Origin of the sequence: Pseudomonas sp. RW409, from assembly GCF_003184125.1 — a bacterium.
Lineage (GTDB): Bacteria > Pseudomonadota > Gammaproteobacteria > Pseudomonadales > Pseudomonadaceae > Aquipseudomonas > Aquipseudomonas chlororaphis_I.
In genome coordinates, this window is the sequence record NZ_QHHP01000042.1 from 1,101,155 (window position 1) to 1,122,661 (window position 21,507).

The 21,507-nt window shown below is 64.9% G+C and carries 20 protein-coding genes; 13 read left to right on the forward strand and 7 right to left on the reverse strand.

The window, feature by feature from the left end:
• Position 1: 1 nt before the first annotated feature.
• The 6 genes from DK261_RS32110 to DK261_RS32135 are packed head-to-tail and all read left to right on the forward strand — an operon-like array spanning position 2 to position 6,795.
• Positions 2-724, forward strand: coding sequence for an RDD family protein (locus DK261_RS32110; RefSeq protein ID WP_009050491.1), 723 nt, complete (start codon positions 2-4; stop codon positions 722-724).
• The gene (locus DK261_RS32115) at positions 721-1,698 is read left to right on the forward strand and encodes a stage II sporulation protein M (RefSeq protein WP_009050492.1); all 978 of its coding nucleotides are present in this window, start codon (positions 721-723) and stop codon (positions 1,696-1,698) included. Before DK261_RS32110 ends, DK261_RS32115 begins: the two co-directional genes overlap by 4 nt.
• Positions 1,685-3,223, forward strand: coding sequence for a DUF4129 domain-containing protein (locus DK261_RS32120; protein ID WP_028683249.1), 1,539 nt, complete (start codon positions 1,685-1,687; stop codon positions 3,221-3,223). The genes DK261_RS32115 and DK261_RS32120 overlap by 14 nt, the downstream gene beginning before the upstream one ends.
• The gene (locus tag DK261_RS32125; RefSeq protein WP_009050494.1) at positions 3,220-4,383 is read left to right on the forward strand and encodes a DUF4350 domain-containing protein; all 1,164 of its coding nucleotides are present in this window, start codon (positions 3,220-3,222) and stop codon (positions 4,381-4,383) included. Before DK261_RS32120 ends, DK261_RS32125 begins: the two co-directional genes overlap by 4 nt.
• Complete coding sequence (locus DK261_RS32130; protein ID WP_103331432.1) at positions 4,380-5,405, forward strand: MoxR family ATPase; 1,026 nt, start codon at positions 4,380-4,382, stop codon at positions 5,403-5,405. Before DK261_RS32125 ends, DK261_RS32130 begins: the two co-directional genes overlap by 4 nt.
• 58 nt (positions 5,406-5,463) lie before the next feature.
• Positions 5,464-6,795 (forward strand): DUF58 domain-containing protein, encoded by a 1,332-nt coding sequence (locus DK261_RS32135; protein ID WP_110177445.1) that lies wholly within the window; start codon positions 5,464-5,466, stop codon positions 6,793-6,795.
• 3 nt (positions 6,796-6,798) lie between these two features.
• Here DK261_RS32135 and DK261_RS32140 read toward each other — a convergent pair whose 3' ends face one another.
• Both DK261_RS32140 and DK261_RS32145 read right to left on the reverse strand, forming a co-directional pair.
• A complete protein-coding gene (locus DK261_RS32140) occupies positions 6,799-7,158 on the reverse strand; it encodes a PilZ domain-containing protein (protein ID WP_009050497.1) in 360 nt (119 codons plus the stop codon).
• A 152-nt stretch (positions 7,159-7,310) separates the two neighbouring features.
• Positions 7,311-7,685, reverse strand: a complete 375-nt coding sequence (locus DK261_RS32145) for a tol-pal system YbgF family protein (RefSeq protein ID WP_009050498.1) — start codon at positions 7,683-7,685, stop codon at positions 7,311-7,313.
• Between the two features lie 157 nt (positions 7,686-7,842).
• Here DK261_RS32145 and pyk point away from each other — a divergent pair, with 157 nt between their 5' ends.
• Entirely contained in the window at positions 7,843-9,294 is a 1,452-nt protein-coding gene (pyk, locus tag DK261_RS32150; protein WP_016703372.1) for a pyruvate kinase, read from the forward strand.
• Between the two features lie 183 nt (positions 9,295-9,477).
• Here pyk and DK261_RS32155 read toward each other — a convergent pair whose 3' ends face one another.
• Genes DK261_RS32155 through DK261_RS32165 form a run of 3 tightly spaced genes read right to left on the reverse strand, consistent with a single transcriptional unit; the run spans position 9,478 to position 12,293 of the window.
• The gene (locus DK261_RS32155; protein ID WP_110177447.1) at positions 9,478-10,227 is read right to left on the reverse strand and encodes an enoyl-CoA hydratase-related protein; all 750 of its coding nucleotides are present in this window, start codon (positions 10,225-10,227) and stop codon (positions 9,478-9,480) included.
• Between the two features lie 28 nt (positions 10,228-10,255).
• A complete protein-coding gene (locus DK261_RS32160) occupies positions 10,256-11,194 on the reverse strand; it encodes an iron-sulfur-binding ferredoxin reductase (protein ID WP_009050501.1) in 939 nt (312 codons plus the stop codon).
• Positions 11,187-12,293, reverse strand: coding sequence for a diguanylate cyclase (locus DK261_RS32165; protein ID WP_028683253.1), 1,107 nt, complete (start codon positions 12,291-12,293; stop codon positions 11,187-11,189). The genes DK261_RS32160 and DK261_RS32165 overlap by 8 nt, the downstream gene beginning before the upstream one ends.
• Before the next feature lie 358 nt (positions 12,294-12,651).
• On the opposite strand from DK261_RS32165, the gene DK261_RS32175 reads away from it, so the two are divergent.
• The 6 genes from DK261_RS32175 (at position 12,652) to DK261_RS32200 (ending at position 20,563) form a co-directional block, all read left to right on the forward strand.
• On the forward strand, positions 12,652-14,175 hold the full coding sequence (locus DK261_RS32175; protein WP_085714470.1) for a fumarate hydratase: 1,524 nt from the start codon (positions 12,652-12,654) through the stop codon (positions 14,173-14,175).
• Positions 14,176-14,320: 145 nt separating this feature from the next.
• Positions 14,321-16,087 carry an ATP-binding protein gene (locus DK261_RS32180; RefSeq protein WP_110177451.1) on the forward strand — a complete coding sequence of 589 codons (1,767 nt, stop codon included), beginning with the start codon at positions 14,321-14,323 and terminating at the stop codon, positions 16,085-16,087.
• A complete protein-coding gene (locus DK261_RS32185) occupies positions 16,081-17,415 on the forward strand; it encodes a sigma-54 dependent transcriptional regulator (protein ID WP_038634714.1) in 1,335 nt (444 codons plus the stop codon). The genes DK261_RS32180 and DK261_RS32185 overlap by 7 nt, the downstream gene beginning before the upstream one ends.
• 270 nt (positions 17,416-17,685) lie before the next feature.
• Positions 17,686-19,008: an MFS transporter gene (locus DK261_RS32190; protein WP_009050506.1), complete on the forward strand. Its 1,323-nt coding sequence runs from the start codon at positions 17,686-17,688 to the stop codon at positions 19,006-19,008.
• A 483-nt stretch (positions 19,009-19,491) separates the two neighbouring features.
• Positions 19,492-19,791, forward strand: coding sequence for a hypothetical protein (locus tag DK261_RS32195; protein ID WP_110177453.1), 300 nt, complete (start codon positions 19,492-19,494; stop codon positions 19,789-19,791).
• A 142-nt stretch (positions 19,792-19,933) separates the two neighbouring features.
• Positions 19,934-20,563 carry a flavin reductase family protein gene (locus tag DK261_RS32200; protein ID WP_038634717.1) on the forward strand — a complete coding sequence of 210 codons (630 nt, stop codon included), beginning with the start codon at positions 19,934-19,936 and terminating at the stop codon, positions 20,561-20,563.
• Between the two features lie 39 nt (positions 20,564-20,602).
• Here DK261_RS32200 and DK261_RS32205 read toward each other — a convergent pair whose 3' ends face one another.
• Together DK261_RS32205 and DK261_RS32210 are read right to left on the reverse strand one after the other, a co-directional pair.
• Positions 20,603-20,875, reverse strand: a complete 273-nt coding sequence (locus DK261_RS32205; protein ID WP_009050509.1) for a hypothetical protein — start codon at positions 20,873-20,875, stop codon at positions 20,603-20,605.
• A gap of 9 nt (positions 20,876-20,884) precedes the next feature.
• Positions 20,885-21,250: an antibiotic biosynthesis monooxygenase family protein gene (locus DK261_RS32210; protein WP_009050510.1), complete on the reverse strand. Its 366-nt coding sequence runs from the start codon at positions 21,248-21,250 to the stop codon at positions 20,885-20,887.
• Between the last annotated feature and the right edge of the window lie 257 nt (positions 21,251-21,507).

Below are 21,507 nucleotides of genomic sequence, written 5' to 3' on the forward strand. Positions count from 1 at the left end.
TATGCTCGAGACGACAGCACTGCCAGGGAAAGCATTGCCCCCGCCACTGGACACTCGCTACCAGGTCGAAACGCCAGAAGGCATCGACCTGCCGCTGCGGCCGGCGGGGCTGATGTCGCGCGCCCTGGCCTTTGCCATCGACCTGGGCTTTCGCGGCCTGATCCTCGGCGTGCTGTTTATTGTCCTGGGGTTTCTCGGACAGCTCGGCATGGGGCTGGGCTCGATCCTGCTGTTTCTGGTCAGTTGGTGGTACATGGTGCTGTTCGAGGTGTTGAACCAGGGCCGCTCGCCCGGCAAGCAACTGATGGGCCTGCGGGTCGTGCAGGACGATGGCACGCCGATCGGCTGGGGCCCTTCCCTGACCCGCAACCTGCTGCGTTTTGTCGACATGCTGCCGTTCGGTTATTTCCTCGGCGCCATCAGCTGTTTGCAGCACCCGACCTTCAAGCGCCTCGGTGACCTGGCCGCCGGCACGCTGGTGATCTATCGCGAGCAGCCGGTGGTCCGCCCAACCTTGCCGGCCGTGCCCGCCAAAACCGCCGCCTTCGCCCTGAGCCTGGCCGAACAGCGGGCTATCCTCAGCTTCGCCGAACGCCAGGAGCAACTGTCCGCGCAGCGGGTCCAGGAACTGGCCGCCCTGCTCGCCGAGCCCCTGCATGTAACGCCGGCGCAGGCCAGTGCCGAACTCAACGGTATTGCCCGCGGGCTGCTGGGGCCGACATGAAACAGAGCCTGTTCGAAAGCCGTCATCAAGCCTTGTGGCAGCGCCTGCGCGAACAGCTCGAGCAACTGGAGCGCGGCCAGGCGACGCCCGAGACCTGCGCCCGCTTCCCTGAGGATTACCGCCGTTTGTGCCAGCACCTGGCCCTGGCCCAGGAGCGCGGCTACAGCAGTTTCCTGGTCGACCCGCTGCAGCAGTTGGCGCTACGTGGCCATCAGCAGCTCTATCGCCAACGCAGCCCGTTGGGCGCCCGGGTCCTGGGCTTCATCCTGGCCGGTTTCCCGCAACTGGTGCGCGAACAGTGGCGCTTCGTCCTGGCCGCCAGCCTGGTGTTCTTTGGCAGCCTGCTGGGTATCGGCCTGCTGGTGTACCTGGTGCCCGAACTGATCTACAGCGTGGTCAGCCCGCAACAGGTGGCCGAAATGCAACGCCTCTACGATCCGGACGCCAGTCGCCTGGGCCGCCTCGCCAACCGGGCCGCCGGCGAAGACTGGATGATGTTCGGCTACTACATCATGAACAACATCGGCATCGCCTTTCAGACCTTTGCCAGCGGCCTGTTGTTTGGCCTGGGGAGCCTGTTCTTCCTGTTCTTCAACGGCCTGACCATCGGCGCGGTGGCCGGCCACCTGACCCAGATCGGCTATGGCGCCACCTTCTGGTCGTTTGTCGTCGGCCACAGCGCCTTCGAGCTCAGCGCCATCGCCCTGGCCGGCGCGGCGGGGCTGAAAATGGGCTGGTCGCTGATCGCCCCCGGGCGCCTGCCCCGCGGCGAAGCCTTGCTGCTGGCCGCGCGCACCAGCGTGCGGTTGATCTGCGGGGTCATCCTGTTCCTGCTGATCGCCGCGTTCATCGAAGCCTATTGGTCCTCCCTGACCTGGCCGGCGCTCTGGATCAAATACCTGGTCGGCGGCACCTGCTGGCTGCTGGTCCTGGCCTACCTGATATTCGCTGGACGCCGTCATGCGCCTGAGTGAAGCCAGCGTGGTGATTCGCCCGCGCACCACCTGGGAAGCCATGGACCTGGGCGTGCTGCTGAGCCAGCGCCACCGGCGCCTGCTGATGACCAGCTGGGCGCTGATCACCCTGCCGGTATTCGCCCTGCTCAGCCTGCTGCTCTGGGACTCGCCCACCCTCGCCCTGCTGCTGTTCTGGTGGCTCAAGCCGGCCTTCGAACGGCTGCCGCTGTACATCCTCGCCAAGGCCCTGTTCGGCGAAACCCCGACCTTGCGCCAGGCCCTGCGTCAATGGCCCAGGCTGCTCAAGCCGCAACTGCTGGCCAGCCTGACCTGGCGGCGCCTGAGCCTGAGCCGCAGCTTCATCATGCCCGTGGTGCAGCTCGAGGGCCTGAGCGGCGAGGCGCGCCAGCAACGGGTGCGGGTGCTGCAACAGCGTTATGCCGGGGCCGCGCACTGGCTGACCCTGATCGGCGTGCACCTGGAAGGTGTTTTGTGGATCGGCCTGCTGGCGCTGTTCTATCTGCTGCTGCCGCAGCAGATCGAGCTGGACTGGGACTGGCAGACGTTGATCGCCGCCGCCGAGCAGGACTGGCTCTGGCTCGAACACCTGACCAACGCCTTTTATGCGCTGATCCTGATTGTCTGGGAGCCGGTGTACGTCGCCTGCGGCTTCAGCCTCTACCTCAATCGCCGCACGCTGCTGGAAGCCTGGGACATCGAGTTGGTGCTGCGCCGCCTGCGCCAGCGCTTGAGCGGCGTCGCCGTGCTGCTGGTCCTGGGCAGCCTGAGCCTGCTGCCCCTGGCGCCCGAGGCCTGGGCCGCCGAGCCGATCGCCACCCCCGACAGCCCGCGCCTGCTGGAGCAACCGCTGACCAGCCAGGCCGCGAAAGACAGCATCGACCAGATCCTCGACCAGTCACCCTTCAAGAACCCGCAGACCGTGACCCGGTACCGGTTCGCCGAAGACAGCCCGAAAAGCGCTGAACAATCCGAGCTGCCGGGCTGGCTCAAGGCCCTGATCGATCGGCTCGACAGCAGCGTCTTCGGCGCCGCGGCCAAGGCCCTGGAGATCCTGCTCTGGGCCCTGCTGCTGGGAGCGCTGGCCTTGCTGGTGTGGCGTCATCGCGAGTGGTTGCGGGCCTTTGTCGGCCGTCGAGCGCTGCCTGGCAAGATCCCTGCGCGCGCCGCTCCGCAACAGTTGTTCGGCCTGGACCTCAACCCCGACGCCTTGCCCGAGGATGTCGCCAGCGCAGCCGAAGCGCTCTGGCCACAGCAGCCACGCGAAGCCCTCGGGCTGTTGTACCGCGCGCTGCTGAGCCGGCTGCTGCATGACTTTCGCCTGCCGCTGAAACCGGCGGACACCGAGGGCCAGGTCCTCGAACAGGTCAAGGCCTTGCAGTTGCCCCAGCTCCAGGCGTTCAGCAGCAGCCTGACCCTGCACTGGCAGAACCTGGCCTACGGTCATCGCCTGCCTCCCGCGCAGTTGAGGCAGGAACTGTGCGATGGCTGGCGGACCCTGTTCGGCCCGGGAGCCCCACGATGAACCGGCGCCTGCTGCCGCTGCTCGCGCTGCTGATCGCCGGCCTGCTCGGCGGCTTGCTGCTGTACCTCTACCTCAACGCCCGGCCCTATCAGGAAACCATCGATCACGGCCCCTCCCCGCAAGCCCGCGCCAACCCTTACCTGGCGGCGGAAATGTTCCTGCGCCAGCGCGGCTTGCAGGTCCACCACGCCAACGGCCTGGAGGTGCTGCCGACCCTCAAGCCGGAACAGCACAGCCTGTTGCTGCTGGGCGAGCGCTCGAACATGACGCCGCAGCAGGTCGAGCACCTGCTGGACTGGGCCCGGGCCGGCGGGCGCCTGCTGTTCGTCGCCGAAGCGCTGTGGAACAAAGAGGCCGGACGCAGTGGCGACCTGCTGCTCGATCGCCTGCACCTGCGCCAGTTTCTCAGCAAGGACCTCAAAGCCCCGCCGCCCGGCGCCGGCAAAGAGCCTTACCCGAAACTGACCAAGCTCTACCTGGAAGACGAAGACGCGCCGGCCTACATCGGTTTCGATACCGACTTCCACCTGGAAGACCCGGACAACCTCGCCCAGTCCTGGGCCAACAGCGCCCGGGCGACCCACATGATGCAACTGAGCTATGGCAAGGGTTCGGTTACCGTGCTCACCGATGCCGAGATCTGGAAGACCCCACTCATCGCCAAGTACGACAACGCCTGGCTGCTCTGGTACCTGAGCGCCGACAGCGACGTCACCCTGCTGTTCGACACCGATCACGACAGCCTCTGGAGCCTGCTGCTGAAGTATTTCCCCCAGGCATTGGTCGCCCTGGCGGCGCTGCTCGGCCTGTGGCTGTGGCATGTCGGGGTTCGTCACGGGCCGATGCAGGCCCCGGCCCCCAGGGCCCGGCGCCAGTTGCGCGAGCACCTGCAAGCCAGCGCCCACTTCCTGCTGCGCCATACCGGCCAGCAAGGACTGCTGCACGCCCTGCGCCAGGACATCCTGCGCCGCGCCCAGCATCGGCATCCCGGTTTCGAACGACTCACCGCCGCCGAACAAGGGCAGGTACTGGCCCGCCTCACCCGGCAACCGGACAGCGTCATCAGCCAGGCCCTGGCTCCCCAGCCGACACAACGCCTTTCCAGCGCCGACTTCAGCCGCCTGGTCACCCACCTGCAAACTCTCAGGAATGCCCTATGAGCGACCTCCCCGCCGAACCGCTTCCCGCCACCGAGCCCGGTCATGCGCAAGCGCATGCCGCCCAGCAACGCCAGCGCGCCAGCCAGTTGGCCCAGGCCCTGCGCCACGAGCTGCAAAAGGTCGTGATCGGCCAGGACGCGGTGATCGACGACGTGCTCACCGCCCTGATCGCCGGCGGCCATGTGCTGCTCGAAGGCGTGCCGGGGCTGGGCAAGACTTTGCTGGTGCGCGCCCTGGCCCGTTGCTTTGGCGGCGAGTTCGCGCGCATCCAGTTCACCCCGGACCTGATGCCCAGCGATGTCACCGGCCATGCGGTCTACGACCTGCAGACTGAGCAGTTCAAGCTGCGCAAGGGCCCCTTGTTCACCAACCTGCTGCTGGCCGACGAGATCAACCGCGCGCCGGCCAAGACCCAGGCCGCCCTGCTCGAAGCCATGCAGGAACGCCAGGTCACCCTCGAGGGCCGGGCACTGCCCATCGCCCAGCCCTTCATGGTCCTGGCCACGCAGAACCCGATCGAACAGGAAGGCACCTACCCGCTGCCGGAGTCCGAACTCGACCGTTTCATGCTCAAGCTGCGCATGGATTACCCGGACAGCGACGAGGAATTGAACATGGTCCGCCAGGTCACCCGCTCGCCCCGGGCCGACATGCTCGACGTGCAGCCGCTGCGTACCCTGCTGCAGGCCAAGGACGTGCTGGCCCTGCAGCGGATCGCCAGCGACCTGCCGCTGGACGAGCAGGTCCTCGACTATGCCGTGCGGCTGGCCCGGGCCACCCGCAGCTGGCCTGGGCTGACCCTCGGCGCCGGGCCGCGCGCGTCGATCGCCCTGGTCCGTGGGGCGCGGGCCAGGGCCTTGCTGCGCGGCGGCGAGTTCGTCATTCCGGACGACATCAAGGGCTGCGCCCTGGCGGTGCTACGCCATCGCGTGCGGATCGCCCCGGAGCTGGATATCGAAGGCCTGTCGGTGGAGCAGGTGCTCAAGCAACTGCTCGATCAAGTGCCGGCACCGCGACTGTGAGCTTTGTGACCTTGAGTTTCATGACTATGAGCTTCATGACTGCGAGCCCGCCGAAGCGATGAAACCCACACGCCTGTTTCTGACCTGGCTTGGCGTATTGCTGGCGCTGGACGTGCTGCTCGGCGCCGCGCGCGCCTACGGCCTGGCGGTCGCCGCCAGCCTGCAAGCGATTGCCTGGGGCCTGCTCCTGGCCCTGTTGCTGCTGGCCATGCTGGATGCCTTCAGGCTCAGGCGCCTGCCTTCGCCCCAGCTCCAGCGCCAGCTGCCCGGCAGCCTGCCCCTGGGCCGCTGGAGCGAAGTGCGCCTGGAGGTTCGCCACGACTTTACCCAGCCGCTGACCCTGGAACTGTTCGATCATGTGCCGGATGGCCTGGGCTTCGAATACCTGCCGCAGTCACTGCTCCTGGAGCCGGGCCAGTCGCAGGCGCTAGGTTATCGGGTGCGTCCGCTCAAGCGCGGCCATTTCAACTTCGAGCGCTGCGAGATCAGCCTGCCCAGCCCACTGGGCCTGTGGTCGGCGCGTCGGTTGCTGAAGCTCAACGACAGCACGCGCGTCTACCCGGATTTCGCCCGCCTCTACGGCGCCCGGCTGCTGGCTGTCGACAACTGGCTGAACCAGATCGGCGTACGGCAACAGCCGCGTCGTGGCCTGGGCCTGGAGTTCAACCAGCTGCGCGAGTTTCGCGAAGGCGACAGCCTGCGCCAGATCGACTGGAAAGCCACCGCCCGGCAACGCACGCCGATTGCCCGCGAGTACCAGGACGAACGCGACCAGCAGATCGTCTTCATGCTCGACTGCGGTCGACGCATGCGCAGCCAGGACGGTGAACTGGCGCATTTCGACCATGCGCTCAACGCCTGCCTGCTGCTCAGTTATGTCGCCTTGCGCCAGGGCGACGCGGTGGGCCTGAGCACCTTTGCCGGCGAACGCCGCCGCTACCTGGCGCCGGTCAAGGGCGCGGGCCAGTTGAGCGCCTTGCTCAACGCCGTCTACGACCTGGACAGCAGCCAGCGCTGCGCCGACTTCCAGGCCGCCGCCAGCGAGCTGCTGGCTCGGCAGAAACGCCGGGCCCTGGTGGTGCTGGTGACCAATCTGCGGGACGAGGACGACGAGGAACTGCTGACCGCGGTCAAGCGCCTCGGGCGCCAGCACCGGGTGCTGGTGGCCAGCCTGCGCGAGGAAGTCCTCGATCAGCTGCACCAGGCGCCCGTGCACAACCTGCCCGACGCCCTGACTTACTGCGGCACGATCAATTACCTGAATGCCCGTGCCGACCTGCATGAGCGCCTGAGCGCCCAGGGCGTTGCCCTGCTCGATGTGCGGCCGGGTGAACTGGGGGCGGAACTGGTGACCCGTTACCTCAGCTGGAAAAAGGCCGGGACGCTGTAACGGTCAGGCGGAGGTCTGCAACGGGTAGAAACTGAAGTAGCTGCGCAAGGCCGTCACCAGCTCGCGGTACTCGGGAGGCGAACGCAGCAGCACGAAGCCGGTGTCGTAATGATGGGGCGTGACATCTTCATGGCACCAGCGGCAGGAGGCAGTGATCTCGATCGATTGCAGCTGGCCGTCGCGGCCGGGCACCTGCAGGCGCAACTCGAAGTCGGCGCCGATCAGCATCGGCAACTGGCTGATCAACATGAAGCCGTCTTCGGAGACGTTGCCCAGATAACCGATGGGTCGATCGGTCAGCCGATTGAACACTTTCAAAAAACACGGCAACTGGTGCCGCTCGATCCGCCGGTCCGTGAACATGTCATGCATCGCTATTCAAGAAGGTCATTCAACATCGTCGCGCCGAGGACTGTCGGCCCCGGTCGGCCCATTTTAGAAACAATACTCTAAAACAGGCTCACAGATGTTAGCTCAAGGCTCATGCGGGATCAGCAATAGCCTGATGACGATTGTTACAACGCGGTCGGACGCGCTTGAGCGCTGCCGCGCGAAGGGAAATGCCCCAGTTGCTGCAGGGTTTCCAGGCGCGCGCGGGCGCGGTAGGCGTATTCGCTGTTGGGGTGCTCGGTGATGATGTACTGATAGGTCTGCGCCGCATCGAGGAACAGCTTCTGCCGCTCCAGGCACTGTCCGCGCAGCATCGATACCTCGGGCTGGATATAAGGGCGCGAGCGACTCGTGCGGTCGACCTGGCTCAGTTCGAGTATCACCCGTTCGCAGTTGCCGGCGTCATAGGCGCGGTAGGCGGTATTCAGATGATGGTCCATCGACCAGCGGGTACAGCCGACAACACTGACGGCCAGGGCAGCAATGAGCACGAATCGCATGGGGGTTCTCCTGTCTTGTGCACGTTATCGACCCGCGTTGGAAAATCTTCAGGAATGTTCGTTTAAAGAAACAAACGAATAAGTAGTGCAAACGAACAATGACTACAGCTGCGGACCATAGTAGCCTCTCGTTGCGCTTGAACTCAGGAGTCTTTGCATGTCCGTCCGTCGTACCAAAATCGTCGCTACCCTTGGCCCGGCCAGTAACTCGCCGGAAGTTCTCGAACAGCTGATTCTGGCTGGCCTGGACGTCGCCCGCCTGAACTTCTCCCACGGCACCCCGGACGAGCACAAGGCTCGCGCCAAGCTGGTGCGTGACCTGGCCGCCAAGCATGGCCGCTTCGTCGCGCTGCTGGGTGACCTGCAAGGCCCGAAGATCCGTATCGCCAAATTCGCCAACAAGCGCATCGAGCTGAAGATCGGTGACAAGTTCACCTTCTCCACCAGCCACCCGCTGACCGAAGGTAACCAGGACATCGTCGGCATCGACTATCCGGACCTGGTCAAGGACTGCGGCGTGGGCGACGAACTGCTGCTCGACGACGGCCGCGTGGTGATGCGCGTCGAAACCGCCACCAACACCGAACTGCATTGCGTCGTGACCATCGGCGGCCCGCTGTCGGATCACAAGGGCATCAACCGTCGCGGTGGCGGCCTGACCGCCCCGGCCCTGACCGAAAAAGACAAGGCCGACATCAAGCTGGCCGCGGCCATGGACCTGGACTACCTAGCCGTGTCCTTCCCGCGCGACGCCGCGGACATGGAATACGCCCGCCAACTGCGCGACGAGGCCGGCGGCACCGCCTGGCTGGTGGCGAAGATCGAGCGCGCCGAAGCCGTGGCCAACGACGAAACCCTCGACGGCCTGATCAAGGCCTCCGACGCCGTGATGGTGGCCCGTGGTGACCTGGGCGTGGAAATCGGCGACGCCGAGCTGGTGGGCATCCAGAAGAAAATCATCCTGCACGCGCGTCGCCACAACAAGGCGGTGATCGTCGCGACCCAGATGATGGAGTCGATGATCCAGAACCCGATGCCGACCCGTGCCGAAGTGTCCGACGTGGCCAACGCCGTGCTCGACTACACCGACGCCGTGATGCTGTCCGCCGAATCCGCCGCCGGCGCCTACCCGCTCGAAGCGGTCCAGGCCATGGCGCGTATCTGCATCGGCGCGGAAAAGCACCCGACCAGCAAGACCTCCAGCCACCGCATCGGCAAGACCTTCGAGCGCTGCGACGAGAGCATTGCCCTGGCCACCATGTACACCGCCAACCACTTCCCGGGCGTTAAAGCGATCATCGCCTTGACTGAAAGCGGCTACACCCCGCTGATCATGTCGCGTATCCGCTCCTCGGTGCCGATCTACGCGTTCACCCCGCACCGCGAAGCCCAGGCCCGCACTGCGATGTTCCGTGGCGTCTACACCATCCCGTTCGACCCGGCATCCCTGCCGCCAAGCGAAGTCAGCCAGAAGGCCATCGACGAGTTGGTCAAGCGCGGCGTCGTGGAGAAAGGCGACTGGGTGATCCTGACCAAGGGCGACAGCTACCACACCACCGGCGGCACCAACGGCATGAAGATCCTGCACGTTGGCGACCCGATGGTCTGAGTCCCCCTGATGCAACAATAAAAAGCCCCGCAGTGAAGACTGCGGGGCTTTTTTATGGATCCTGCGAACCTGTAGGAGCGAGCGGGCGGCGATCCGACTTGCCCGCGATAGCTACACCGCGGCCCACCAGAAACAACGCGTTGCCCGCGATCGCGAGCAAGCTTCGTTCCTACAGGGCTGGAATCAGCCCTTGGCAAGAAACCCCGACAAGGCAGCCAGTGCTTCCGGCGAATGCAGGCGCTGGGTGAACAGGATGCCCTCCTCCTCGATCACCTTGCGCAGTTGTTCGCGATCGGGCGTGCGCATCAGCTGCTTGCTGATCTGCACCGCCTGCGGCGCCAGCTTCTCGAAACGCAGCGCCATCTCCCGGGCCTTGTCCAGGGTCGCCACGCCATCGGCCAAGGCCAGGTTGGCAATGCCCCACTGCGCCGCCTGTTCACCGCTGAAACCTTCGCCCAGCAGCAACAGCTCCGCGGCCCTGGCCGGCCCGAGCAGGCGCGGCAGGATCAGGCTGGAACCGAACTCCGGGCACAAGCCGAGATTGACGAAAGGCATGCGCAAGCGGGCATCGCGGCTGACGTACACCAGGTCGCAATGCAGCAACAGGGTGGTGCCAATCCCCACGGCCGGGCCCGCGACCGCGGCGACCACCGGCTTGCGGCATTCGAACAGGCTGCGCATGAACTGGAAGACCGGGCTGTCGAGCCCGCTGGGCGGCTGCTGGAGGAAGTCGGCAATGTCGTTGCCGGCGGTAAAGCAGTCGCTGCTGCCGCTGAGCAGAACCGCACGGACCTCAGGGTCGGCGTCGGCTTGTCGCAGTCCTTCGGCCAACTGGCTGTACATGACCCGGGTCAGGGCATTTTTCTTGTCCGGGCGGTTCAGACGCAGGGTCAACAGCCCGCCCTCGCGTTCAAGCAGGATGGTATCGGTCATGGGGGTCTCGCTCAGGCCGGATCAGCGCTCAACCACGGGGCAGGAATACGTCGGCCAGCAGTTGATTGCGCGGCAGCCCCGCCAGGTACAAACGTCGGGCGAAGGCATCGACGCTGTCGGGGTGCCCGCAGAGTAAGGCCTGGGTTTGCCGCGAAACAAGCCGCAGTTGTGCCAAAGCCGCTGGCAGCTCGGTCGCGGTCCATAGCTCGACACTGAGGTTGGCGCGGCTCGCCGCCAGCGCCGCCAGAGGCTTGGCCAGGTAATGTTCGCTGGCGTCATGGGCCAGGTGAATGACGCGGATGGCGCCTTGATGATCCTGGCGCAAGGCCTCGCGCAGGATGCCGAACAAGGGCGCCAGCCCGGTGCCCGCCGCCAGCAGCCACAATGGCCGGGTTTGCCAGTCCGGGTCGTAATGCAGCGCCCCGCCGCGCAGCTCGCCCAGGCGCAAACCATCGCCGGGCTTGAGCTGGCGCGCCGCGTCGCTGAACTCGCCGGGCTGGCGGCAATCGAGGTGGAACTCGAGAAAGCGGTCTTCGCCGGGCAGGCTCGCCAGCGAATACGGCCGCGCCACGCCGGAGGCCGTCCACAGCACCAGGTGCTGGCCGGCCTGATAACGCAGGTTGCGCTCCGGCTGCAAGCGCAGGCGCAGCACCGTGGCCGACAGCCAGTCGACGCCCACCACCTCGGCCGGCGCGCCATCGCGCAGCGGGTCGTAGGTTTCGACCCGCAGGTCCTCCACCACCTGACACTGGCAGGCCAGCCGCCAGCCGCGCTGGCGCTGATCGTCGCTCAGGGCATCGGGCCGGCTGTCGCTGGGCAGGCCCTCGACGCAGTGCACCAGGCAGGCGTGACAACTGCCGGCACGGCAGCTGTAAGGCACCGCCACGCCAGCCTGATTCAAGGCATCGAGCAGATTGCTGCCGGCGGCCACCGACCACTGCCGCTCACCGACACGCAGCTCAGGCATCGATATTTTCCCAGGCCGCGGCGCAGCGGTTGCGCCCGTCGCGCTTGGCCCGGTACAGCGCCTGGTCGGCGCGTTGCAGGGCGTCGTCCAGATCGTCGCCCAGCTCCACCAGGGTCATCCCCACGGACAGGCTCAGGCCATGCACCTCGACCCCGATCAACTGGGCGTCCATGAAGGCCACGCGCAGGCGCTCGCAGCAGGAGGTCAGGCGTTCGGGATCGCAATCGGGCAACAACATGACAAACTCCTCGCCGCCGTAGCGGGCCAATACATCACCATCGCGCAAGCAGGCGCTGGCCACGGCGGCGAACGCCTGCAGCACCTGATCGCCGGCGGCATGGCCGTGCACGTCGTTGATCCGCTTGAAGTGATCGAGGTCGATCAGCGCCAGGCCATGCATCTGGTCCAGGCTCATCGCGTGCAGTTCGCGCGACGCCAGCCGCAGGAAATGCCGTCGATTGTACAGGCCGGTCAGTTCGTCGGTGGCGACCAGGTCTTCCAGTTGTCGCATCATGCCGCGCAAGGTGTCCTGGTGCGCCTGCAAGGCGAAGCGCCGTTGCCGCATGCGCTGCCGGGAAGCCTGCACATAGCTGGCATACAGGCACAGCCAGGCCAGCACCACGAACAGCACGCACACCTGCAGCACGGCGAGCATCGGATCGGCCAGGCGGAAGTGGTAACCGTCCCACAGCGTGATCCCGGCAAAGCCGATGAAAATGCACAGGGCGCACCGCACGAAGGCCCGGCGCGGCAGATGGAACAGGCCGAACAACAGCATCAGCGGATAGAACACCAGGAAGGTGCCGCGCGCGGTATCGAGGTGGGCCAGCATCCAGGTCTGCCAGCCGATGCCCAGGAGGATCTGGATCTCGGTCAGGCTCGGGTCGCGAAAGCGCAGGTTGCGCCCGGACACAAACAGCCAGAGCAGCACCGCCTGGCTCAGCACCACCAAGCCGGTATCGATCAGCGCCGAACGCAGCGGCGCCGAATAGTAGCCACTGAAAATCGCCAGCCAGAGCAGCAGTAACGCCAGTCCATAGGTACCCGCCGCAAGAACGAAGCGCTTGAGTAAAAGACTCTGGATAGCGTTATGGGTCAATCGTTGACTCACCATGCGAAAGGGGGCTTTAAAGAGTTTCCTACCCTACAGGCCACTTGCCACTTTAGTGGTGTCGCAAAAAAATAACTATCCCATTTTTGTCCCCGCCCGGCGCCATCCCGCCCCGGGCCGCACTCACCGTCATGCCTGGCGGCATCCCCGGCTGGCGTGTCCCGGGCATGCGACTTTGGTTTGACTGCCGGCGCGTGTGCCTGGCCCCGAGGCGCGGTATACTGCCGCGCCTTTTTAGCGTCGCGCCAGTGTGTCCGGCGTGCCTTGAAGGTGTTTGCAACCGACCGATGCACCCAAGCTGCAAGCACCTTATTAAATGTTCCCGTCTTTTAGAGGAGCGCGACTCATGACCGTGATCAAGCAAGACGACCTGATTCAGAGCGTTGCCGACGCCCTGCAATTCATTTCCTACTACCACCCCGTGGACTTCATCCAGGCGATGCACGAAGCCTACCTGCGCGAAGAATCGCCAGCGGCCCGTGACTCCATGGCGCAGATCCTGATCAACTCGCGCATGTGTGCCACCGGCCACCGCCCGATCTGCCAGGACACCGGTATCGTCACCGTATTCGTACGCGTGGGCATGGACGTGCGCTGGGACGGCGCGACCATGGGCCTGGACGACATGATCAACGAAGGCGTGCGTCGCGCTTACAACCTGCCGGAAAACGTCTTGCGGGCCTCGATCCTCGCCGACCCGGCGGGCGCTCGTAAAAACACCAAGGACAACACCCCGGCGGTCATCCACTACTCCATCGTTCCCGGCAACACCGTGGAAGTGGACGTGGCGGCCAAGGGCGGCGGTTCCGAGAACAAGTCGAAGATGGCCATGCTCAACCCGTCCGACTCGATCGTCGACTGGGTGCTGAAGACCGTTCCGACCATGGGCGCCGGCTGGTGCCCGCCGGGCATGCTCGGCATCGGCATCGGCGGCACCGCCGAGAAAGCCGCGGTGATGGCCAAGGAAGTGTTGATGGAATCCATCGACATCCACGAGCTGAAGGCCCGCGGCCCACAGAACCGTATCGAAGAGATGCGCCTGGAGCTGTTCGAGAAGGTCAACCAGCTGGGTATCGGTGCCCAGGGCCTGGGCGGCCTGACCACCGTGCTCGACGTGAAGATCATGGACTACCCGACCCACGCCGCCTCCCTGCCGGTGTGCATGATCCCGAACTGCGCCGCGACCCGTCACGCGCACTTCGTGCTCGACGGCTCGGGCCCTGCGTCCCTGGAAGCGCCACCTCTGGACGCCTACCCGGAAATCGTCTGGGAAGCCGGTCCGTCGGCCCGTCGCGTCAACCTCGACACCCTGACCCCGGAAGAAGTGCAGAGCTGGAAGCCGGGCGAAACCGTCCTGCTCAACGGCAAGATGCTCACCGGTCGCGACGCCGCGCACAAGCGCATGGTCGAGATGCTGAACAAGGGCGAAACCCTGCCGGTGGACCTCAAGGGTCGCTTCATCTACTACGTCGGCCCGGTCGATCCGGTCGGTGACGAAGTGGTGGGCCCGGCTGGCCCGACCACCGCGACGCGGATGGACAAGTTCACCCGCCAGATCCTCGAGCAGACTGGCCTCTTGGGCATGATCGGCAAGTCCGAGCGCGGCCCGACCGCGATCGAAGCGATCAAGGACAGCAAGGCCGTGTACCTGATGGCCGTCGGCGGCGCTGCCTACCTGGTGGCCCAGGCGATCAAGAAGTCCAAGGTCCTGGCCTTTGCCGAACTGGGCATGGAAGCGATCTACGAGTTCGAAGTCAAAGACATGCCGGTCACTGTCGCGGTCGACAGCAAAGGCGAGTCGGTGCACATCACCGGTCCTGCCATCTGGCAGAAAAAGATCAGTGAAAGCCTGGCGGTAGAAGTGCAGTAAGCGTTTCGGCCGGTCACCCAAGGCGGCGTTGCTCGATGAGCAGCGCCGCCTTTTTCATGCCTGCCCGGGCCAGGGCTGTCCACGATCAACGAAGCCTCGGACAGGCATGTTATCTTGCCTGCCCCTTTCAGCCTGCCCTTGACTCATGGTCCAGATCTCCCGCCCGCTGCGCTTGACCTTCTATACCCTGGTGATTCTGGCCGGCGCCGTGGTCAGCGCGACCTTCGCCATGCGCCATGCCGAACGTCAGGCGCTGGAAGACGATGCCGCCCGCGCCAGCGAGCAACTGGCGTTGTACGCCAACTCCCTGCATACCCTGATCGAGCGTTACCGCGCCCTGCCCGCCGTGCTGGCGCTGGACCCGGAACTGCGCTCGGCGCTCAAGGGCTCGGTCGGCCCGGAACAGCAGGACGCCCTGAACCGCAAACTGGAACGGATCAACGGCGCCGCCCGCTCCTCCACCCTGGAACTGCTGGACCACACCGGCCTCGCGGTGGCCGCCAGCAACTGGCGCCTGCCCAGCAGCTACGTCGGGCACAACTACGGCTTTCGCCCCTACTTCAGCCAGACTCGCAGCCAGGGCAGCGGACGCTTCTATGCGGTGGGTGTCACCAGCGGCATTCCCGGCTATTTCCTCTCCAGCGCAGTCAAGGACGAGCAGGAGCAGTTCCTCGGCGCCATGGTGGTGAAACTGGAGTTTCCCGAACTGGAACGCGAATGGAGCCAGGGCAGCGACACCCTGCTGGTCAGCGATGCCCGTGGCATCGTGTTCATCGCCAACCAGCCGGGCTGGCGTTATCGCCAGTTGCGCCCGTTGTCGGACAGCGACCGCGCCGAACTCAAGGCCACCCGGCAGTACGACAAACAACTGCTGACCCCGCTCGAACACCGGCCACTGCGACGCTTTGACGACGACAGTACGCTGACCCGGGTCGAGGGCCCGGACGGCAGCGTCGACTACCTGTGGGAGTCCCTGCCCCTGGCCACCGAAGGCTGGACCCTGCACCTGCTGCGCCGCCCACAGATCGCCTTCGAAGACCGACGCAACGCCGGCCTGGCCGCCGCCGGCGCCTGGCTGACCCTGGTGTTCCTCCTGCTGTTCCTCAACCAGCGGTGGCGCCTGGCCAGGCTGCGCCAGCGCAGCCGCGAAGAGCTCGAACGCCTGGTCGAGGAACGCACCCGCGACCTGCGCACCGCCCAGGACGGCCTGGTGCAATCGGCCAAGCTGGCGGCCCTGGGGCAGATGTCCGCGGCCCTGGCCCACGAGATCAACCAGCCGCTGACCACCCAGCGCATGCAGCTGGCCACCCTGCGCCTGCTGCTCGATCACGGGCGGGTCGACGAGGCCTACCAGGCCCTGAAGCCGCTGGACGACATGCTGACCCGCATGGCCAGCCTCACCGGCCACCTGAAAACCTTCGCCCGCAAGAGCCCCAGCGGCCTGCGCGAACGCCTGGACCTGGCGGCGGTGGTCGACCAGGCCCTGCAACTACTGGACACCCGGCTGCGCGACGAACAGGTCGACACGCGCCTGCAACTGACGCGCCCGGCCTGGGTGCGCGGCGATGCCATACGCCTGGAGCAGGTGCTGATCAACCTGCTGCGCAACGCCCTGGACGCCATGCACGACAAGCCCCTCAAGCACCTGGAAATCCGCCTCGAAGCCGACCAGCAGCTGTGGAACCTGAGCGTCATCGACAGCGGTGGCGGCATCGCCGAAGAACACCTGCCGAACGTCTTCGATCCGTTCTTCACCACCAAGCCGGTGGGCGACGGCCTGGGCCTGGGGCTGGCGGTGTCCTACGCTATCGTCCACGAACTGGGCGGGCGCCTGAGCGCCGGCAATCAAGGCCAGGGCGCGATCTTCACCCTGAGCCTGCCCATCGACCTGGAGGCGCATATCCCATGTTGAATTCGGTGATGCTGGTCGACGACGAAGCCAGTATTCGTACCGCCGTCGAACAATGGCTGAGCCTGTCGGGCTTCGAGGTGCAGCTGTTCAGCCGCGCCGAGGACTGCCTGGCCCGGCTGCCCAGGGACTTCCCCGGGGTGATCCTCAGCGACGTGCGCATGCCTGGCATCAGCGGCCTGGAGCTGCTCAAACAGGTGCAGCAACGCGACCCCGACCTGCCGGTGATCCTGCTGACTGGCCACGGCGACGTGCCGATGGCGGTGGAAGCGATGCGCGACGGCGCCTATGACTTCCTGGAAAAACCCTTCAGCCCGGAAACCCTGCTGAGCAGCCTGCGCCGTGCCCTGGACAAACGCAGCCTGGTCCTGGAGAACCGGCGCCTGCACGAACAGGCCGATACCCGGGAGAAAATCGACTCCACCCTGCTCGGCGTATCCCGCGCCTTGCAGACCCTGCGGCGCCAGGTGGTCGACCTGGCCGCGCTGCCGGTCAACGTGCTGATCCGCGGCGAGACCGGCAGCGGCAAGGAACTGGTCGCCCGCTGCCTGCATGATTTCGGGCCGCGCGCCGACAAGCCCTTTGTCGCCCTGAACTGCGCGGCGATTCCCGAGCAGCTGTTCGAAGCCGAGTTGTTCGGCCATGAAAGCGGCGCCTTTACCGGCGCCCAGGGCAAGCGCATCGGAAAGCTGGAATACGCCGACGGCGGCACCCTGTTCCTCGACGAGATCGAAAGCATGCCGCTGGCCCAGCAGGTCAAGCTGCTGCGTGTGCTGCAGGAACAGAAGCTCGAGCGACTGGGGTCCAACCAGAGCATTGCCGTGGATCTGCGGATCATTGCCGCGACCAAGCCAGACCTGCTGGACGAAGCCCGCGCCGGGCGCTTTCGCGAAGACCTGGCCTACCGCCTGAACGTCGCGCAGCTGCGCCTGCCACCGCTGCGGGATCGACGCGAGGACATTCCGCTGCTGTACGAACACTTCGCCCATGCCGCCGCCGAACGCCTGGGCCGCGGCGTCGTGCCCCTGAGCGGAGCGCAGTTGAGCCGCCTGCTCAGCCACGACTGGCCGGGCAACGTGCGCGAACTGGCCAACGTCGCCGAACGCCAGGTGCTCGGCCTGGGCGAGCCCGAGCCGGAAGCCATCGATCCCGGCCAGTCCCTGGCGGCGCAGCAGGAAGCCTTCGAGGCGCAATGCCTGCGGGCCGCGCTGACCCGGCACAAGGGTGATATCAAGGCGGTGCTCAATGAGCTGCAACTGCCGCGCCGCACCTTCAATGAAAAGATGCAGCGCCATGGGCTGGCGCGGGAGATGTTTCTCGGGGAGGAGTGAGGCCCGAGGTCCTATCGCGAGCAAGCTCGCTCCTACAGGGATCACCTAGCTTCTGTAGGAGCGAGCTTGCTCGCGAAGACGCCCTCAGCAACACCACCCTCATCGGCAACTTTCCGCTCACGCACCTTCGCCAATGAGCGGATTTCCGCTCATCGAATTCTCAAGACCCTTCTAAACCGGGCCTCTCGGCTCCTGGCACAGCTCCTGCTATAGCCCCAGCAGGCTGCGTTTCGGCGCGCTCCACAAAAACAATTAAATGAAGGATCCGTCATGGATAACTCGCAAACCCTGCCTCTTGGGGCGGCAGCTGCGCCTGCCAAAGAAAAGACCACCGCCAGTCGTCTGAAATCGATCTTCAGCGGTTCGGTCGGCAACATGGTCGAGTGGTACGACTGGTACGTCTACGCCGCCTTCTCCCTGTACTTCGCCAAAGTCTTCTTCCCCAAGGGCGACACCACCGCACAACTGCTCAACACCGCAGCGATCTTCGCCGTGGGCTTCCTGATGCGTCCGATCGGCGGCTGGCTGATGGGGCTCTACGCTGACCGCAAGGGCCGCAAGGCCGCATTGATGGCCTCGGTACTGCTGATGTGCTTCGGCTCCCTGATCATCGCCCTGACTCCCGGCTATGAAACCATCGGCGTCGGCGCCCCGATCCTGCTGGTCCTGGCGCGCCTGATGCAGGGCCTGTCGGTCGGCGGCGAATACGGCACCTCGGCCACCTACCTCAGCGAGATGGCGACCAAGGAACGTCGTGGCTTCTTCTCCAGCTTCCAGTACGTGACCCTGATCTCCGGCCAGCTCATCGCCCTGGCGGTGCTGATCGTGCTGCAGAACGTGCTGACCACCGAAGAGCTGCAATCCTGGGGCTGGCGCATTCCGTTCGGCATCGGCGCCCTGTGCGCGATCGTCGCGCTGTACCTGCGTCGCGGCATGGAAGAAACCGAGTCCTTCACCAAGAAGAAGGAAAAGCCGAAAGAAAGCCTGATGCGCACCCTGATGCGTCATCCGAAAGAGCTGATGACCGTGGTCGGCCTGACCATGGGCGGCACCCTGGCCTTCTACACCTACACCACCTACATGCAGAAATACCTGGTGAACACCGTCGGCATGAGCATCTCCGACTCCACCACCATTTCCGCGGCGACCCTGTTCCTGTTCATGTGCCTGCAGCCGGTGATCGGCGCGCTGTCGGACAAGATCGGCCGACGTCCGATCCTGATCGCCTTCGGCATCCTCGGCACTCTTTTCACCGTGCCGATCCTCACCACCCTGCACACCATCCAGAGCTGGTGGGGTGCGTTCTTCCTGATCATGGCGGCGCTGATCATCGTCAGCGGCTACACCTCGATCAACGCGGTGGTCAAGGCCGAGCTGTTCCCGACCGAGATCCGCGCCCTGGGCGTGGGCCTGCCCTACGCGCTGACCGTGTCGATCTTCGGCGGCACCGCCGAATACATCGCGCTGTGGTTCAAGAGCGTCGGCATGGAAACCGGTTACTACTGGTATGTCACCGCCTGCATCGCCGTGTCGCTGCTGGTCTACATCACCATGAAAGACACCCGCAAACACTCGCGGATCGAAACTGACTGACCGGCAAAAAAAGCGCGAGGGTGCAAGGCCCTCGCGCTGTGCTGTCAGGTAAAAATCCATCGCGAGCAAGCGTGCTTCTGTAGGAGCGAGCGGGCGGCAATCCGACTTGCCCGCGATCACCGCAACACCGCCCGCTCAACGATCAAGACCTGCCCTCCAGCTCACGTAGCAAGCCCTCCGGCATTCATCGCCAACAACATTCCCGCCCCCGCCAATCAAACCGTTGATCACGATATTTCGACGGCCCGGACAGGTTAATGATCGGTTAATGCCCTGCCCGCATCCTGCCTCCATCGAAATCGGTGTCGGCGCGTCAAACACGTAGAAGCAGCAAAGCGGCTTTATGCAGTGGTTCCTGACGCCACAAGCATCGATTTAATCGATATTTTTAAGCACATATTTACGCTTTTTAATCAAATTAACTGGCGTAGTATCCATTTCACACCCACTGCACAAAACGTCAACGAACCTGGAGTGACCACCATGAAAAGCAAACTGTTCCTCGCCCTGACCCTTTCCGTACTGGCTGCCAACACCTTCGCCGCCGATGGTTACGACCGCACTGGCTCGGCCACTTTCACCTCGGGCAGCTCGGCCAGCGCCAGCCTGGCTTCCGACGGTTTCGATCGTACCGGCACCGCCGCCGCTATCGCTGCCGATGGCTTCGACCACACTGGCACCGCAGGCGCAGTCGCCTCCGATGGTTTCGATCGCACCGGTACCGCTGACGCAATCGCTGCCGACGGCTTCGATCGCACCGGGACTGCCGCCGCTATCGGCTAACCCTCAGGGATGTCCCGCAGCCCGGCTTCGGCCGGGCTTAGTGTTTCTGGCCCGGGGAAAAACCGCGCGCCGCAAGCTGGCATTCACGTTCAATGGCTTGCACTATGGCGAGCTTCCCTCTTTGTCCGCGCAAGAGCCTGTCATGTCCGAAGACATTCATTACTACGAACCCGCCCAGGGCCACGGCCTGCCCCACGATCCGTTCAATGCCATCGTCGGCCCGCGGCCGATCGGCTGGATTTCCTCCCAGGACACGCAAGGCCGGCTGAACCTGGCGCCCTACAGTTTTTTCAACGCCTTCAATTACATTCCACCGATCATCGGTTTCTCCAGCGTCGGTCGCAAAGACAGCCTGAACAACATCGAGCAGACCGGCGAGTTCGCCTGGAACCTCGCCACCCGCCCGCTGGCCGAGCAGATGAACCAGAGCTGCGCCGCCGTATCGGCCGAGGTCAATGAGTTCGAACTGGCGGGGCTGACGCCCGTGGCCTCGAAAGTGATTGCTGTGCCGCGGGTAGCCGAAAGCCCGGTGTCCTTCGAGTGCAAGGTCACCCAGATCATTCAACTGCAGCGCGTGGATCAGGAGTTGGTGCCCAGCTGGCTGATCCTCGGCGAAGTGGTCGCCGTGCATATCGCCAAGTGGCTGCTCAAGGATGGGATATACGACACCGCCGCGGCAGAACCGATTCTGCGCGGCGGCGGGCCGGCGGATTATTTCCAGCTGGGGCCAGAGGCCTTGTTCAAGATGTTCCGCCCGGGGGCGGTCAGGTAGTTTTTCAGATCAGATAGCTTCTCAGATCGGCAACCTGGATCAGGCCGTTGCCCAGGCCAGTTCGCCGTCTTCGTTCACGTCGATCAACTGCTCAAGCTTCTGCGCGGCAGCCTGGTCGGCGTCGTGGGCGGTCTTGAATTTCTGGTCGTCCAGGATCTTGTGAAAGCGCGGTGCCCCTGAACCACCCAGGGCCTTGACCGCGATGGCGGCGCTGTAGCCCCCTTCACCTGGAACCACGGCGGAAACCGCTTCGTATGCTGCAAACTCTTTACGTGCCATGTTGCTGGTCCTGGCCAATGGAAAGTCGGCCATTCTAAACCCTCAGCTGGCCAGCTGGTGTACCGGTGCCCCGTTCAGTTGTGCGTATTCGCCTTCGGCCTGGGCCGCCGAGACGTCGCGGAAGGTATGGAAATCCAGGCTGTTGACCACCAGGTCCTGGACCAGTTCGGCGAATATCGCCATGGCCGGCGAACAGAAGTAATCGGTCATTGCCTGCTGGCTGCTCCAGAATCCGGAGACCAGCCACAAATCAGCGTCGCACTGCGAATGCTGCAAGGCGAACTGCAGGCAACCTGTGGCCTGGCGGGATGGTTCGATCAGGCTGCTCAAGCGAGCACCCAGCTCGGTTGAGCGACCGGCGCGGGCGCGAACGAATGCCATGTGGCTGACGGGAATATGCGTGGACATGTGCGACCCTCCCAGGGTGGTGTCGAGGCAGCCATGGGACGGGCTGCGACAGGATCCAAGATTAAGCGTCCGGCGCAACGGCCGTTAGTCGATTCCTGCCAGCGCATTGCACAATCCTGCGAACCTGGCTGGACAACACCGAGGCCGGACCTGGCTGCGGAAAAAAACCACAACGTTGTTTCAAGCAAGTGACAGCCCGCGTGCAGGACCCGGCTCTGCTCTCGCGCGCACGTGCGGCAGGATCAGGCAAGATTTGC

Bases quoted from the DNA above. Each gene is read 5' to 3' on its own strand.
- DK261_RS32120 (WP_028683249.1), top strand. From the start codon at position 1,685: ATGCGCCTGAGTGAAGCCAGCGTGGTGATTCGCCCGCGCACCACCTGG.
- DK261_RS32190 (WP_009050506.1), top strand. From the start codon at position 17,686: ATGGATAACTCGCAAACCCTGCCTCTTGGGGCGGCAGCTGCGCCTGCC.
- DK261_RS32210 (WP_009050510.1), bottom strand. From the start codon at position 21,250: ATGTCCACGCATATTCCCGTCAGCCACATGGCATTCGTTCGCGCCCGC.
- DK261_RS32135 (WP_110177445.1), top strand. From the start codon at position 5,464: ATGAAACCCACACGCCTGTTTCTGACCTGGCTTGGCGTATTGCTGGCG.
- DK261_RS32140 (WP_009050497.1), bottom strand. From the start codon at position 7,158: ATGTTCACGGACCGGCGGATCGAGCGGCACCAGTTGCCGTGTTTTTTG.
- DK261_RS32175 (WP_085714470.1), top strand. From the start codon at position 12,652: ATGACCGTGATCAAGCAAGACGACCTGATTCAGAGCGTTGCCGACGCC.
- DK261_RS32185 (WP_038634714.1), top strand. From the start codon at position 16,081: ATGTTGAATTCGGTGATGCTGGTCGACGACGAAGCCAGTATTCGTACC.
- DK261_RS32160 (WP_009050501.1), bottom strand. From the start codon at position 11,194: ATGCCTGAGCTGCGTGTCGGTGAGCGGCAGTGGTCGGTGGCCGCCGGC.
- DK261_RS32205 (WP_009050509.1), bottom strand. From the start codon at position 20,875: ATGGCCGACTTTCCATTGGCCAGGACCAGCAACATGGCACGTAAAGAG.
- DK261_RS32110 (WP_009050491.1), top strand. From the start codon at position 2: ATGCTCGAGACGACAGCACTGCCAGGGAAAGCATTGCCCCCGCCACTG.
- DK261_RS32155 (WP_110177447.1), bottom strand. From the start codon at position 10,227: ATGACCGATACCATCCTGCTTGAACGCGAGGGCGGGCTGTTGACCCTG.
- DK261_RS32200 (WP_038634717.1), top strand. From the start codon at position 19,934: ATGTCCGAAGACATTCATTACTACGAACCCGCCCAGGGCCACGGCCTG.
- DK261_RS32195 (WP_110177453.1), top strand. From the start codon at position 19,492: ATGAAAAGCAAACTGTTCCTCGCCCTGACCCTTTCCGTACTGGCTGCC.
- DK261_RS32130 (WP_103331432.1), top strand. From the start codon at position 4,380: ATGAGCGACCTCCCCGCCGAACCGCTTCCCGCCACCGAGCCCGGTCAT.
- DK261_RS32180 (WP_110177451.1), top strand. From the start codon at position 14,321: ATGGTCCAGATCTCCCGCCCGCTGCGCTTGACCTTCTATACCCTGGTG.
- pyk (WP_016703372.1), top strand. From the start codon at position 7,843: ATGTCCGTCCGTCGTACCAAAATCGTCGCTACCCTTGGCCCGGCCAGT.
- DK261_RS32145 (WP_009050498.1), bottom strand. From the start codon at position 7,685: ATGCGATTCGTGCTCATTGCTGCCCTGGCCGTCAGTGTTGTCGGCTGT.
- DK261_RS32125 (WP_009050494.1), top strand. From the start codon at position 3,220: ATGAACCGGCGCCTGCTGCCGCTGCTCGCGCTGCTGATCGCCGGCCTG.
- DK261_RS32115 (WP_009050492.1), top strand. From the start codon at position 721: ATGAAACAGAGCCTGTTCGAAAGCCGTCATCAAGCCTTGTGGCAGCGC.